13 protein-coding genes are annotated in these 13,824 nt (G+C 66.2%); 7 read left to right on the plus strand and 6 right to left on the minus strand.

The features are described 5' to 3' along the window. Positions 1-51: 51 nt before the first annotated feature. Entirely contained in the window at positions 52-1,194 is a 1,143-nt protein-coding gene (locus C1926_RS06585; RefSeq protein ID WP_108758654.1) for a YncE family protein, read from the plus strand. A 98-nt stretch (positions 1,195-1,292) separates the two neighbouring features. Here the strand turns inward: C1926_RS06585 and C1926_RS06590 are convergent, their stop codons facing one another. The 4 genes from C1926_RS06590 to C1926_RS06605 form a co-directional block, all read right to left on the minus strand. Further along, positions 1,293-2,165: a PoNe immunity protein domain-containing protein gene (locus tag C1926_RS06590; RefSeq protein WP_108758655.1), complete on the minus strand. Its 873-nt coding sequence runs from the start codon at positions 2,163-2,165 to the stop codon at positions 1,293-1,295. Between the two features lie 298 nt (positions 2,166-2,463). Continuing rightward, positions 2,464-3,507 carry a PoNe immunity protein domain-containing protein gene (locus C1926_RS06595; protein WP_216822047.1) on the minus strand — a complete coding sequence of 348 codons (1,044 nt, stop codon included), beginning with the start codon at positions 3,505-3,507 and terminating at the stop codon, positions 2,464-2,466. A 7-nt stretch (positions 3,508-3,514) separates the two neighbouring features. After that, positions 3,515-4,939 carry a hypothetical protein gene (locus C1926_RS06600; protein WP_108758656.1) on the minus strand — a complete coding sequence of 475 codons (1,425 nt, stop codon included), beginning with the start codon at positions 4,937-4,939 and terminating at the stop codon, positions 3,515-3,517. After that, positions 4,936-7,908 (minus strand): type VI secretion system Vgr family protein, encoded by a 2,973-nt coding sequence (locus C1926_RS06605; protein ID WP_216822048.1) that lies wholly within the window; start codon positions 7,906-7,908, stop codon positions 4,936-4,938. The genes C1926_RS06600 and C1926_RS06605 overlap by 4 nt, the downstream gene beginning before the upstream one ends. Before the next feature lie 301 nt (positions 7,909-8,209). On the opposite strand from C1926_RS06605, the gene C1926_RS06610 reads away from it, so the two are divergent. Next, positions 8,210-9,022: an alpha/beta hydrolase gene (locus C1926_RS06610; RefSeq protein WP_108758657.1), complete on the plus strand. Its 813-nt coding sequence runs from the start codon at positions 8,210-8,212 to the stop codon at positions 9,020-9,022. Positions 9,023-9,045: 23 nt separating this feature from the next. Then, positions 9,046-9,216, plus strand: a complete 171-nt coding sequence (locus tag C1926_RS21660) for a hypothetical protein (RefSeq protein WP_174208929.1) — start codon at positions 9,046-9,048, stop codon at positions 9,214-9,216. Here C1926_RS21660 and C1926_RS06615 read toward each other — a convergent pair. Further along, positions 9,213-9,932, minus strand: a complete 720-nt coding sequence (locus C1926_RS06615) for a hypothetical protein (protein WP_108758658.1) — start codon at positions 9,930-9,932, stop codon at positions 9,213-9,215. The genes C1926_RS21660 and C1926_RS06615 overlap by 4 nt on opposite strands. Before the next feature lie 177 nt (positions 9,933-10,109). Here C1926_RS06615 and C1926_RS06620 point away from each other — a divergent pair, with 177 nt between their 5' ends. Genes C1926_RS06620 through C1926_RS06630 form a run of 4 tightly spaced genes read left to right on the plus strand, consistent with a single transcriptional unit; the run spans position 10,110 to position 12,931 of the window. Beyond that, positions 10,110-10,718, plus strand: a complete 609-nt coding sequence (locus C1926_RS06620) for a hypothetical protein (RefSeq protein ID WP_108758659.1) — start codon at positions 10,110-10,112, stop codon at positions 10,716-10,718. Between the two features lie 51 nt (positions 10,719-10,769). After that, on the plus strand, positions 10,770-11,315 hold the full coding sequence (locus C1926_RS06625) for an RNA 2'-phosphotransferase (RefSeq protein ID WP_108758660.1): 546 nt from the start codon (positions 10,770-10,772) through the stop codon (positions 11,313-11,315). Beyond that, the gene (locus tag C1926_RS21430; protein ID WP_159095043.1) at positions 11,312-11,929 is read left to right on the plus strand and encodes a hypothetical protein; all 618 of its coding nucleotides are present in this window, start codon (positions 11,312-11,314) and stop codon (positions 11,927-11,929) included. Before C1926_RS06625 ends, C1926_RS21430 begins: the two co-directional genes overlap by 4 nt. Before the next feature lie 33 nt (positions 11,930-11,962). Beyond that, positions 11,963-12,931, plus strand: coding sequence for a polysaccharide deacetylase family protein (locus C1926_RS06630; RefSeq protein ID WP_108758661.1), 969 nt, complete (start codon positions 11,963-11,965; stop codon positions 12,929-12,931). A 17-nt stretch (positions 12,932-12,948) separates the two neighbouring features. Here the strand turns inward: C1926_RS06630 and C1926_RS06635 are convergent, their stop codons facing one another. Then, positions 12,949-13,791, minus strand: coding sequence for an MnmC family methyltransferase (locus C1926_RS06635; RefSeq protein ID WP_108758662.1), 843 nt, complete (start codon positions 13,789-13,791; stop codon positions 12,949-12,951). Positions 13,792-13,824 lie beyond the last annotated feature (33 nt).

Below are 13,824 nucleotides of genomic sequence, written 5' to 3' on the forward strand. Positions count from 1 at the left end.
AACGGCCCAGCGAGCCAGGACACCCTCCCGTGCCCTTTCAAGGATGCTCGCATGACCCGTCATTCCGCTTTCCGCTCGGCCGCTCTGGCCGTAGCCATCTCGCTCAGCGTCGGCGCCCCGGCCGCATTTGCCGATAACGCGACCGCGGCACCCGCCGCCAGCACCGCCGTGCAGCGCCAGGCCATTGCCCAGGGCCTCTACGAGCTGGCCTACAGCCCCACCCAGAACGCCGTATTCGTGGCCTCGTCCGGCGGCTTCGGCGACAACGCCGGCCCGTCCCAGGTGCTGCGCCTGGACCCGGCCACGCTGGCCGTGCAGGCCCGCATCCCGCTGGAGCGCAAGGGCTTCGGCGTGGTGCTGGATGACGCCCACAACCGCCTGTATGTGGGCAACACCGTGGACACCTCGGTGACCGTGGTCGACACCGCGCAGAACAGGGCCATCGGCACCGTGCAGCTGATGGAAAAGAAGGTGGGCAAGGACGGCAAGGCCGGCTACACCCATGACCTGCGCGAGCTGGTGGTCGACAGCGCCGCCAACCGCCTGTATGTCACCGGCCATTCCGGCGAGGGCAGCGTGCTGTTCGTGGTGGACACCACCACGCTGAAGCTGATCGACACCATCCCGGGCCTGGGCAAGGCGAAGGCGCCGGGCCTGGCGCTGGATGCCGCCAACAAGCGCGTCTACACCAGCAACCTGCTGGCCGACCTGGTGGTGGTGGGCACCGATTCGAAGAAGGTGGTGGCCCAGCACAAGATCGCCGCCGAGCAGCCGATGAACATCGCGCTGGACCCGGACGGCAAGCGCCTGTTCGTGACCGACCAGGGCTCGGCGATGATCCGCGACTACGTGACCAAGAGCAGCGAGGGCTTCGTCAGCAAGCACCCGGGCCAGCGCGTGCTGGTGCTCGACCGCAGCACCGGCAAGGAACTGGCCAGCCTCCCGACCGATGCCGGCCCGCTGGGCATCCTGCTGGATGCACCGCGCAAGCGCCTGTACGTGACCAACCGCGAAGGCGGCACGGTGACCGCCTATGACAGCACCAGCTACAAAAAGGTGGCCACTTATGCGGTGCCGACGCACCCGAACAGCCTGGCGCTGGATGCAAAGAACAACGTGTTGTTCGTGAGCATCAAGAACGGCGAGAAGGATGCCAAGGGCTCGGAAGAGAGCGTGGCGCGCATCCAGCTGTAAGGCGGTAGCGCCAGGCCATGCCTGGTGATGAAGGAATGGGTAGCGCCGGGCCACGCCCGGCGGCTTCTACGTGGCGTAGCTGTACCGACGATCGGCGGTCATCCAGCGATTGGCGCCGGTGTGCACTGCCGGGCGAAATCGGCCAGATCCCTGGGGTAGAACGGCATGTCGCGGTAGCTTGAATCATCAATGCCGAGCACGATCGTGGTCGCGGCAGCTTCCCATGACCAGTAGCCGTAGAACATGACACCACTGCCTTCGTGCTGGTCGATGTAAGGCTCGCGGCGGCTGTGGTGGTACCAGTTGTCCAGATAGTCGACCATCAGCGCGGGCCGCTGCGCAGGCTCGGCGGCAAACACCTTGAACAGGCGCCGGTACGGCAGATGGCGGGTGGCTTTGTCTGGGATAGGCCGACCGGGTGCCCACTGGGCCACCAGTCGCTCCAGCAGACCATCGTGAATGCCCAGCTCGGCGTTGACGTAGTCCAGGAATGCCATCACGCGTGGCATCTTCTCCGCGTTGCCGGTCAACAGGCCGAAACAGACCAGCCGCAGGGCGACGATCCAGAACTCCTCATCTACCAGTCCAACATGCGGAACGCGCCGCCCGGAGGTATTCTCCGGTGACTCATCGTAGGCTGCATCAAAGCGGCCATACTCTTCGGCCCATTCCAAGGCATATGGCCAGATGTCGGCCAGCTGCTGGACCGGCGCACCGGCCGAGTATTGCAGACTAATCCAATCAAGCGTGCTCCACAGACGTTGCTGCGTAGACATCATCATTCCCCCCTTGCGCGCCCGATCTGCGTACTTGGGTAGATCCGTGGTCACCATCGCAATCCCCCCCAGCTTGTCAGCAAAACGGGATGCGTACATTTCGTGGCGCAGATACGGCTCGCGTCGGGCGTCAAACGCAGTCTCGGAAATCTTCCAACGATTCCATTCCTTCCAGTCGGGGATAGGCAGGTTCATGGTCAGAGTCACTCAAGTATCAAAGTGCTGGGCAGGATGAGTTCGGTCGCGATCTGGTGGCTCGCGGCGCTTTTGCCACATCGGCCAGCAGAGGAACCACGCGCCTTGGTCGTGCAGATTGTGGTTGGGCCCCACCACGGTGATGATGCTGCGGTCGTAGGGACATTGGACCAATGCATTGGACGGCCCGCCCTAGTCATCCATTACTGATTCGGCGCCGAACATGGAGGCGTTATCTCCCTATACCTGGATCGCGAACGCCAGCGATGCTTTAAGTAGCGATGCTTGTTGTGGTGATTCAGCCTAGCGCCGGGGGCGTCTGACCTGCGGCCCAGATCCAGAAGGTGTCACCCCAGTCGCCGTTGACGTCGGGAAGCACATCACCTTCCTCGAACAAGCGCCTCATGCCTTGGGCGGGGCTGTACCACCATCCCGATTGCGGGCAGAGTTGCCCCGCGGGAACCCGCGAAGGTCGTTGCGGCTGCGGTGCTGCGCACTCCCGCGCAAAGTCGACCAGATCCTTGGGATAGAACGGCATGTCGCGGTAGCTGGCGTCGTCAATGCCCAGAACCACTGTGGTGGCCGCAGCCTCCCAGGACCAGTAGCCGTAGAACATGACACCACTGCCTTCGTGCTGGTCGATGTAAGGCTCGCGGCGGCTGTGGTGGTACCAGTTGTCCAGATAGTCGACCATCAGCGCGGGCCGCTGCGCAGGCTCGGCGGCAAAGACCTTGAACAGGCGCCGGTACGGCAGATGGCGGGTGGCTTTGTCTGGGATGGGCCGACCGGGTGCCCACTGGGCCACCAGTCGCTCCAGCAGACCATCGTGAATGCCCAGCTCGGCGTTGACGTAGTCCAGGAATGCCATCACGCGTGGCATCTTCTCGGCGTTGCCAGTCAGCAGGCCGAAACAGACCAAGCGGAGCGCGACGATCCAGTAACTCGGTGACACGAGCGGAGCGTGCGGAACCCGTCTACCCGAGGTGTTCTCCGGTGACTCGTCGTAGGCTGCATCGATGCGCCCGTACTCTTCGGCCCATTCCAAGGCATATTGCCAGACGTCTGCCAACTGCTGGACGGGCGCACCGGCGGAGTACTGCAGACTCATCCAGTCCAAGGTGCGCCACAGGCGTCGGCGGGTGGACGTCATCATTCCTCCCTTGCGCGCTCGATCTACGAACCTGGGCAGATCCGTGGTCACCATCGCGATACCGCCCAGTTCGTCGGCAAAGAGCGTGGCATACATCTCATAGCGCAGGTAGGGCTCTCGCCGGGCAAAAAACGCGGACTCGGGAATCTTCCAGCAGTGCCAGTGCTTCCAGTCAGGCATAGACAAGGTCATAGGTGTCTCATTTTGGCAAGAGGGAGTTGGGCAGGATGAACTCGGTCGCGATCTGGTGGCTGGCCGTGCTTTTGCCGCACCGCCCGGTAGCCGGCCCACGTGCACGGTCGTGCAAATTGTGGTTGGGCCCCACCACGGTGATGATGCTTCGGTCGTAGGGACACTTGACCAATGTTTTGGACAATCCACCTTCGTCATTCACTACTGATTCGGCGCCAAGCTTGAACTCGCTGTCCTCCCACTTCTTGATCGCTGGCACCAACTTCGGTGCATGCGGATCCGTCAACTTCGCGTCACCAATCCTCTCGGCAATCCACATGTGACTCATCTGCACGCCGGACTTTGTTTCCCGATGATTGACCGCGCCACGCGCTTTGGATTCATCCTCCTCGCCCAGATAGGCATCAATGCCGTACTCCAGCGCTTCAAACACCGCGCGGGCCGTTTCCAGCTTGTGCATTGGCCCGGATGTTCCCTTTGTATCGCTGATGCGATAGCCGTTCGGTAGGCGGCGGCCGTACCACACATGGTCGATACCGTTATGTCCCGGCTGATGCATTTCGTACAGCACGCCTTTATGGTTCACTTTGCCGCGGCTGCCCTGCCGGCGTACGTAGTAGTAATCGGCAATGTGCTCACCCGACGCGCCAGTGCGCGATTTTGGCCCAGGGGACCGATCACTTTGTCGCTTGGTCGCCGTGGCTGATCCGCTGGCCGGGGTGGGCGTGCCGGCCGATGTCTGCCGCACCGCGCCACTACTGGACGTACGCGGTGTGGGGATACGAATTGCACCGGGGCTGATGGGTGCGCTGGCGGCGGTGCTGGGCAACGGGTCACGCAGTGCCGTGGTGTGGAGCGATCGCAGTTCTGCCATCGCGGCATCCACCTGCCTGCTGGCCGCATCACCTATCTGCCGGAGGCGGGCCACCAGTGCCTGCAGTCCTTTGCGATCGAGGATGTACTGGGTTGCACGACGCTCGAGCACCTCGATCATGCCGTTGATGATGCCGGTGACGTTGTTCTTGGTCTGCTGTGTATATGTTGCCCAGTCCAGCGTGCGGAACCAGGTATCGACGTTGCCGCGAAGATAGTTGGGCAGACTGTCGAGGATGCGCCCCATCCTTTTGCCGGAGCGCATCATGATGAATGCATTTTTTATGGCATCACCGAAGCCGGGAATGATCGCAACCAGTGACAGTACCAGTGAAATCCAGTGCTCGGTGTCACCGGGATTTTTGGTCAGCATCCAGAGGCTGCGCAGGATGTTGTAGACATCAATGGCCTGACCAACGTAGGGAATGAAGCCAAGAACCACCGACACCACCATCTGGGCGATGGAGGCACCGCGCCCCTCCACTACTTCCTGTATCCAGGTGAGAATTTCGGCCAGCGTGTCCTGCTCGGCCTGTTGCAGTGTGGGCGCGTCGCTCATGCGTTGCTCCCGCCCGACAGAGATTCGGGGAGGATGACCTCTGCGTGCTGCCCCGGATCGTTGCGATCGTCAATGCTGACAGGAACATCTTCGTCGTATGCATAGCTGTCGAGGCGATCTTCGTAGGGAACATCGTCGGCGCTGCTTGCCGCCACTTCATCCGGGAAAAAATTGTCTTCCATATAGTCGTCTTCTGCTTGGGCGTACTGGGCCAGCGAGGCGCATGCCTCCTCCGCAGAAGCAGGTACAAAGCCGAACAAGGGATTGGCAGGTCGAGGATGACGCGCTACGACGTCGCTCTGGTCATACCCCAGGAAAAGCTGCCCGGGCCCGGGCGGATTGTGCACGCGAGCCACGCCCTGCTCGTCGAGCGTTCCCTCGGCACAGGTGCCATTGTCGAACTGCACCCGGAACGGTGCACCGTTGATGGGCTTGAGATCGGAGTACGTGTACCTGAGCTCGAGCACGCGGGGCGACAGGCCGGTCGGCAGTGCGGTGAGTGCAGGCGCATTGAACTCCCCACCCAAAAACGGATGCTCACCCGCCTTGACCTTGAACTCGCCCGGGCAGCTGAACGTGATGTTCCCGCCTTCCAGCGTGATCGCGCTGCTGCCGGCCTGCAGCACCACCTTGGTCTGGGCCAGCACGTCGATGCGGTCGTCGGTTGCAGTGATGGTCAATGCCTGGTCGCTCAGCAGCTCCAGCTCGCCGTCGTTGGCCTGCAGGCTGACCGGCCCCTGCGCGGCAATCACCCGCAGTGGACCGCTCTGCGCGAACAGCGAAACATGCTCGCCGGAAACGGTGGCGATGGTCTCGCCGGCGCTGACGTGCAGATCCTGCTGCACGGTCATCTGCAGGTTCTGCCCGGCGTAGGCCACGGCGCTGGCCGGGGTGGTCCAGGCCACATGGTGCGGGGCTTCGGCCAGCAGCAGCGGTTTGCCCAGCCGTTCCACCGGCTGCTCGCCGGGGCTGCGGCCATCGCTGCCGGGCTTCATCGCGTTCTGCCCGTTGACGTCGCCGCTGTAGCGGCCCTGCGCCTGCGGATCGATCTGCTCGCGCAGCTGCTTGGTCCGCTCGAACTCGGCCAGGCCGGGCACCTGCTGCTGGCCCAGCGTCTGCTGCATCTGTTCCAGGCTGCGCTCGGCACCTTTCAGCTGCGACACCACGCTGGCGTTGTCCATCACCGTGGAGCCGGCGCGCTGCTGCAGGCTGGCCGACAGCAGCAGGCCTTCGCCGGCGTGCACGTTGCCCCAGCCCTGGGTGGCCAGCTCGAAGCCTTCGCCGCGCAGGGCGCCGCGGGCGGTGTCCTGGTGGGCGATGAGGTAGCCCAGCTCCAGCCGGCTGTCGGCCAGCGAGCTGTGCAGGCGCGTGCGCAGCTGGCCGGGCGTGTCGTCGATCACCCACTGCTGGGTGCCGCTGCCGTCATGGGCCTGGGTGTGCAGGCCGCTGAGCACGCCGGGATGGCGGGCGTTCTCGTCGATGCCGCCGCCGAAGGGCGGGGCGACTTCGCCGTTGTACAGCTGGCCGGTGATGCGCGGCTGGTCGATATCCCCGTGCAGGAATTCCACCAGCACCTCGGCGCCCACGCGCGGCAGGAAGGCAGTGCCCCAGTTGGGGCCGGCCACCCATTCGGCCACCGACACCCAGCTGCCGCTGGTGTGGTCACCGGGGGCATGGCCGGGCTGCGCGCTGCCGGTGTCGTTCAGGCCGCCCGGGTTGGGCTTGCTGCCGCGCTGCCAGCCGAACTGGATGCGCACCTGGTGTTCGCGGTTGGGGCTGAGCGCGGCATCGGCCACGCCCACCACGCGCGCGGTCTGCGGGCCGTACAGGGTGGGGCGGTCCAGCGGCAGGGCGCGCAGCGGCACGTCGGCGCCGGTGGCGATGAAACTGTTGCGATAGGCGCCGCGTTCCAGCGCGGTGTTGCCCAGCAGTTCGGCGATGCCCTGGTCCAGGTTGTTCACCGCCACGTGCTGCACGGCCAGCAGCTGGAAGGTCTGGCCGGCATGCTGCGGGTGCTGGGACAGGGCAAAGGTGGCACCTGCACCGAGCTGGCGCTCGCTGCCGCTGCCGCTGTAGAGCACCTGGCCCACGCGCAGCGCATCCAGCCGCGCCTGCGCCTCGGCGTCGGCCCAGCCGGGCTGGGCGAAGCGGCCGGCGCGCGGCTGCACGTAGACCTCCAGCGCGGGCAGGGTGCCGGCATCGGCGCTGGACTGCGCGGCCACGGCGTTGACCTGCTCGCTGTGCCAGCTGGCCACGGTGCTGGCGTTGGGCACCAGCTGCTGGCGCTCGGCGAAGGCGGTGATGCCGTCGCTGGCTTCGGCCATGTCGGCACGGTGGAAGCGGAACGTGCCGCTGTCCGGCAGCTCCGCACCCGGCTCGAACACCACCAGGGTGTGCGCGGCCTCATCGCCCTGCGCCTGCTCGATGCGCCAGGCCAGGCCGGCTTCGGCCAGCAGCCGGGTGACGAAGGCCCAGTCGGTTTCGCGGTACTGGGTGGTGATCGCTCGCACAGGCAGTTCGGCCTGCACGTCGAAGCGGAACGCCGACTGCGGGTAGTCGCCGAAGATCTGCTCGCAGATGGCGCGCGTATCCTGGTCCTGGAAGATCACCGCATTGCGGCGCAGGCGCAGCAGGGCGGTCCAGGGTTCGAGGATCAGGCGATAGCGGGCCAGGCCGCCATCGCTGCCCAGCTGCGCGGCCTCGGTGCACAGGCCATGCCACTGCCGCAGCGCGCCGTCGGCCTGGCGCAGCTGCAGGGTCAGCGGCTGTTCCAGCCAGGGCGCGAGGTCGAGGAAGGCGTCAGTCGCCAGGCAGTCGATCTGCAGGCGGTTGTCGCCGCAGACCGATTCGGTGCCTTCGAAGCGTTCGACCACCCACGCTTCATGCAGGCCATGAAGCGTGAGTTGGCGAGGGTGTCGGCTGCTGAGTGCAATGGCGCGTGCCAGTGCATGGATGGCGTCCATTGCCATGATGAGGGGTCAGCGAAGGTCAGGCGGTCACTGTCCGGCAAGGCTGCGGGGAGGGCCTTGTTGAAACCGTTCGAAGTGTGTGCAGATACGCAGATCGCCGCGCACGAACGTGCGGATAGCGACAATCGGCGATGCCGGATCTGGCTGGGAATCCGGCTGAACGCGACAAGCTGGCGTGGATTGACCTCGCGATCCGCCCGCCGCCGCACGTGTAGGCCGCGTCAGCGCGCCCGCCAAATCTCTCACGGGGTCTGACGCCCCGGCTCCCTAGGCTTGGGCCTTCCTTCCCCTGGGAGCTCCCATGACTGCTTCTTCCGTCCGCCTCCACATCGAAGACACCGGCGGCACCGGCCGCCCGGTCATCCTCATCCACGGCTGGCCGCTCTCGGCCGAGGCCTGGAAGGCACAGGTGCCGATCCTGCGCGACGCCGGCTATCGCGTGATCAGCTACGACCGGCGCGGTTTTGGCCGCTCGGAAAAGCCCACCGAAGGCTATGACTACGACACCCTGGCTGCCGACCTCGCAGCACTGATCGAAGAGCGCGATCTGAAGGATGTCAGCCTGGTCGGCTTTTCGATGGGCGGCGGCGAAGTCGCGCGCTACATCAACAACCATGGCGAGGACCGCCTGCACAGCGTGGTCTTCGCGTCAGCCGTGCCGCCGTACCTGTTGAAGACGGATGACAATCCGGATGGCCCATTGCCGCAGGCAAAGGCCGACGATATGCGCCAAGGCCTGGAGAAGGACCGCGAGGAATTCTTCGACGGCTTCACCCGCGATTTCTTCAGTGCCAACGGCAAGCTGAAGGTGACCGAAGAGGAACGCCAGGCAGCGATCGCGCTGTGCCACCAGTCCGACCAGACGGCGGCACTGGGGTGCATGAAAGCGTTTGCCACCACCGATTTCAGGGCTGACCTGAAGCGCGTGACGGTGCCTGCACTGATCCTGCACGGCGACGCGGATGCGACCGTGCCGTTCGAAGGCTCAGGCGAGCGCACGCATGCGGCGCTGGCCGGCAGCGAGCTGGTGCTGCTGAAGGATGCGCCGCACGGCTGCAACACCAGCCATGCTGATGATTTCAATCTGGCGCTGTTGAACTTCCTGAAGAAGTAACCCGGCACGCGCATACTGCCACCATGCCCACCGCACGCACGCCGCCCTGGAAAAAGCCCAACCCGAAGGGGCAGAAGAAGCAGCCGCTGTCTGACGCGCAGAAGGCGGCGGCGCGGCAGCGGGCCGAGGAGAACGGCCGGCGCTACCCGAACCTGGTGGACAACATGTGGGCCGCCAAGCTGCCGCGGGGCTAGCGCGCGGGCTCGTCTTCCTCCATCGGCCAGGATTCCCAGCCGTCTTCCCGCCAAGGCACCAACGTGCGCTGCTGCATGTGGATGTCCTGCTCGGGCAGGCCACTGGCCCTGGCCAGTTCGCGCCGCAGCACGGCGGGATCGGCGCGGATGGGCATGGCGACCTGCAGCACATCACCCTGTTGGCGCGCCAGCGGGGGCAGGACATCGGCGTGGTAACCGACGATGCGGGACATGGGCCCGCGTGAATAGCGCGGCAGGACGATGTACTGCGGGGTGCGCACGACCACGGGCGCCCAGCGCAGCAGCAGTTCGCCGTGCTGATGCTGCACGATGCGCACCTCGGCCACGTTGGCGGTGTAGCCGAAGGCGTTGCGAACCATCACGTTGAAGCGTGCCGGGTTGGGCATCAGCCACGCCCACACGGCGATGATGGTGATGAACAGGGCTGCGCCCACGAATGACCACCACCGTGGCGCTTTCGCCTGAACCTTGTAGGTCAGCGATTCCGGGTTCCTGCGCATGGCGCGCCAGTACCGTTTGCGTTGCCGGCGCGTGGGGCTGTGTGGCCCGAGCGGGGAGACCAGCACGCGGGGCGGCAGCTTGGCCAGCCGCGCATCGACCACCTTGATGAAGCCATACGCGGCCAGTGCGAAGGGAATGCCGCAGGTGACCAGGCAGGCAAGCAGGTACAGCGCGTAGATCTGTGAGTCGCTCATTGCGTGGTGCGTGCTGCCGTCCTGTGCAGGACGTACATGATGGCCGAGATGGCGGCCGGTGTCGCTTCTGCCTGCCGACAGCGCCGCGCTGTGCCGCTAGGATGCCCAACCTTTGCTGGGATGCACCGCGTGGCCTTCATGACTGCCCGCCTCAGGCGCCTCTGTGGCGCTGGACTGATGCTGTTCCTGTTGCACGGCCTGGCGCTGGCGTCGCTGGGACTGGCGGTTAGGCACTTCCACCACCGCACGCAGCTGCTGCTGGAACCCTTCCCGACGCCACTGCTGCCAGCATGTGGCGGCCACGACCCGGTGGCGCGCCTGCATGTGGCGGATCTGCTGCTGGCACGCGCGGGTGCGCTGGATGACTGGCAGCCTGTGTGCTGGGTGGTGGTGAGCGCCCTGCTGTCATCGCTGCTGGGCGCGCTCGCGGTGAGCGTGAACCTGCTGCGCCGGACACGGGGCGAGCCGTCGCGGGGGACGTGGGGCCTGTTTGGCCTGCATCTGCTGGTGCTGGCCCTGGCGATGCAGCTGCTGCGCCTGTACGAACAGGTGTGGACAGGCATGGTGACCGGCCTGCCGGCGGCATGCATGGCCGGCCCCACCGCCCTGGAGGAGGACGCGACGAGCGGGGGGCACAGCACCGTGCCGCAGATGCTGGCCGGCGCTGGCCTGCCGGTGCCACAGCTGCCGGATGGCCTGGCGATGGTGGTAAGCGCGCTGCTGCTGGCAGCGACGGTGGTGGGGATATGGCTGTGGCGGACGCTGCCGCTGTCGGCAGTGGAGTGATGCGGCGGATGGGCGCTGGCATTCGCCGCTGCAGTGCGTCAGGCTATGCCCATGGAAAAGGACATTTCCCTTGACCAGGCCAGCAGATTCCTGAGCCTGGTGCTGCGGCACGAACCGCAGAAGATCGGCCTGCAGCTGGATGCACAGGGTTGGGCCGGCATTGATGACCTGCTGCAGCGGCTGGGCCTGCATGGGCTGCCGCTGGACCGTGCGAGCCTGGATCGGCTGGTGCAGGAGAACGACAAGCGGCGCTTTGCCATCAGCGACGATGGCCTGCGTATCCGCGCCAGCCAAGGGCACTCGATTGCGGTGGACCTTGGGCTTGCGCCGCTCGTGCCTCCGCCGTGGCTGTACCACGGCACGGTGCCGCGCTTCCTGGAAGCCATTGCCACCGAGGGGCTGCGCCCTGGCCAGCGCCAGCACGTGCACCTGTCCCTGGACCGCGACACCGCCTTGCAGGTGGGTGCGCGGCGGGGTACTCCGGTGGTGCTCAGCATCGATGCCGGTCGCATGCATGCCGATGGCCATGTGTTCCACCAGTCGGCAAACGGCGTGTGGCTGACTGCGCACGTGCCGCCGAAGTACATCGCTGGATGAAGCGCCTCGCTGTTGCCCGTGGCCTGGGCCCGCCGTTGTTCCTGCTGCCGGTGCTGGCCCTGTGTGCACTGGCGCTGGCCGAGGGCGGCTTGCACTTCCGTGTGCAGTACCTGCTGGAACCCGCAGCGGGCGCCTGCGCGCACCCGGACCTGGCCTCGCGCAGTGCCGTGGTGATGGCGATGGTGGAGCGGGGCCGGGCGCTGCAGCCCTGGGTGGAGCTGCGCTGGATTCCCATTTCGGGTGTGCTGCTGGCGTTGCTGGCGGCCGTGCTGGCCGGCGTGTCTGCAGTGCGCCACGCAGCGGGCCGGGTGCGCAGGGTCGCCATCGCTTACGTGCTGCTGCACGCGGGCGCGCTGGGGCTGGCCGGTTGGGCGCTGTACCGCGCCGAAACCGCCTGGGCACGCATGGTGAAGCTGGCGCCGGTGGTCTGCGCGCTGGACCCGGCCAATCCGGATGTGCCCATTGCGCAGGTGCCGCAGCAGGCCTTCGCGCTGTTCATGGGCAGCAGCGCGGGCCTGCTGCACAACCCCGGGCGGTTGGCGATGGTGCTGGCGGCAGTGCTGCTGGTCGCGCTGGTGATGGGGGTGTGGCTGTGGCGCGGTGAGCGCAGGTAGAGTGTCGGTTCCCGCCGGAAACCGGATGTACTGATGCGTTCGTTGCTGCGTGCCGGGCCGTTGTTGCTGCTTTCGCTGGTGGCGCAGGCCGCTGAGGTGGATCGCCGTATCGCGGTGACCATCGACGACCTGCCGTGGGCGCGCCTGGACGAGATCGTGCCGCCTGATCTGCAGGCACGTCATGAGGCGCTGATGGCGCAGCTGCAGCAGGCGGGCGTGCCGGTGGTGGGCTTCGTCAACGGCAACAAGCTGGAAGTGGATGGCGTGGTGCAGCCGGCGCGGGTGCAGATGCTGCGCGACTGGCGCGATGCCGGTTACGTGCTGGGCAACCACACCTGGTCGCACATGGATCTGAACGCCAAGGGCGTGGCCGCGTTCCAGCAGGATTTCCTGCGCGGTGAGGACGTACTGAAGCCGTTGCTGGCCGAGCGCGGCCAGGTGCCGCAGTGGATGCGCCATCCGTACCTGCGGGCGGGCCGCACGCCGCAGGACCGTGCGGTGATGGATACCTTCTTCGCCGAGCACGGGTACCGCATTGCGCCGGTGACCGTCGACAACGGCGAATGGGTCTGGGCGTTCGCTTACGCCAACGTGATGAACGAACAGCCGGATTCACCCGAGCGCGCGGCCACCTTGGCGCGCCTGCGCAAGGGCTACGTGCCCTACATGCTGAACAAGCTGGACTACTACGAGCAGCAGTCGCAGACACTGCTGGGATATGCCCTGCCGCAGGTGTGGCTGATGCATGCCAACGAACTCAATGCAGCAACGTTTGCCGAGCTGGTGGCCGCCACCAAGCGCCGCGGCTATCGCTTCGTTTCGCTGGAAGAGGCGCTGCGCGACCCGGCGTATGCGCGCGGCACCCAGGGCTACGATGGCCGCTATGGCCCCAGCTGGCTGCACCGCTGGGCGATGGCCGAGAAGAAGCCGAAGGACTACTACGGCAACGAGCCGGCAGTGCCGCAATGGGTGAAGACGCTGGCCAGGGTCGATTACGAATGACGGCCGGCCGCTAGCCGTCAGCGCTTGACGGCCAGCACGCCGTCCAGCGCGAGCTCGGCCTTGAAGCCTGCTTTTTCCAGGCGCTTGGCGACTTCGCGCGGTACGTCGCGGCCGCTGGTCAGCTTGTTCGGCGCACCGGTGTAGTGGAACAGGCGGCCACCCTTGCGGATGACGCGCGCGAGGTGGTCGTAGAACGCCTGCGAATACAGCTCGCCGGCGATGCCGAAGCGCGGCGGGTCGTGCAGGATGGCATCGACGCTGTTGCTGGCCACCTGTTCGATCTGCTGCGAGACATCCCCTTGGCCGAACTGCAGGCGGCCACCGGCGGCGGCCGACTCCGGGTCGGGCGACCACGGGTTGAGCGTGCGCAGCCACATCACGTCGGCGTTCTTTTCGAACGAACGGATCTGGCCGACGCCGGCTTCCAGCGCGCAGGCGGCAAAGTAGCCCAGGCCACCGCAGGTATCGAGGATGGATTTACCTGCCGGGGCGACCAGTTCGACCTTGCGGCGGGCGTCCTCGAACGGCGACAGCTTGGAGGTCGGCAGCATCTTGATGCCATCGATCTCGAAGGTGGGCGCGCCCCACTCGGTGGGCACCAGCTTGATGAGCGAACCACTGAAGCGCGAGATCGGCGCGAAGTCCTCGCCATCCCAGTAGTACAGCGTGCGGTCCTTCAGCTTGCCCGGCCACGGGTACGGCCGGCCGCGGAAGCTGAAGCCCGCGGCGTCCAGGCCGACGGCATCCTGGCTGCGGCCCAGGTCGAGCGAGCCCTGCCAGTCGGCAGCGCCCTTGTCGTGCGCGCGGCGCAGGGCATCGGCGCTGTCGCGGGTGAGCAGGGGGCCGGTGTAATGGGTCACGGCGGATACCGGGGCTGGGCGGGGGAGGGCATG

It is taken from the genome of Stenotrophomonas sp. ZAC14A_NAIMI4_1, assembly GCF_003086915.1.
Lineage (GTDB): Bacteria > Pseudomonadota > Gammaproteobacteria > Xanthomonadales > Xanthomonadaceae > Stenotrophomonas.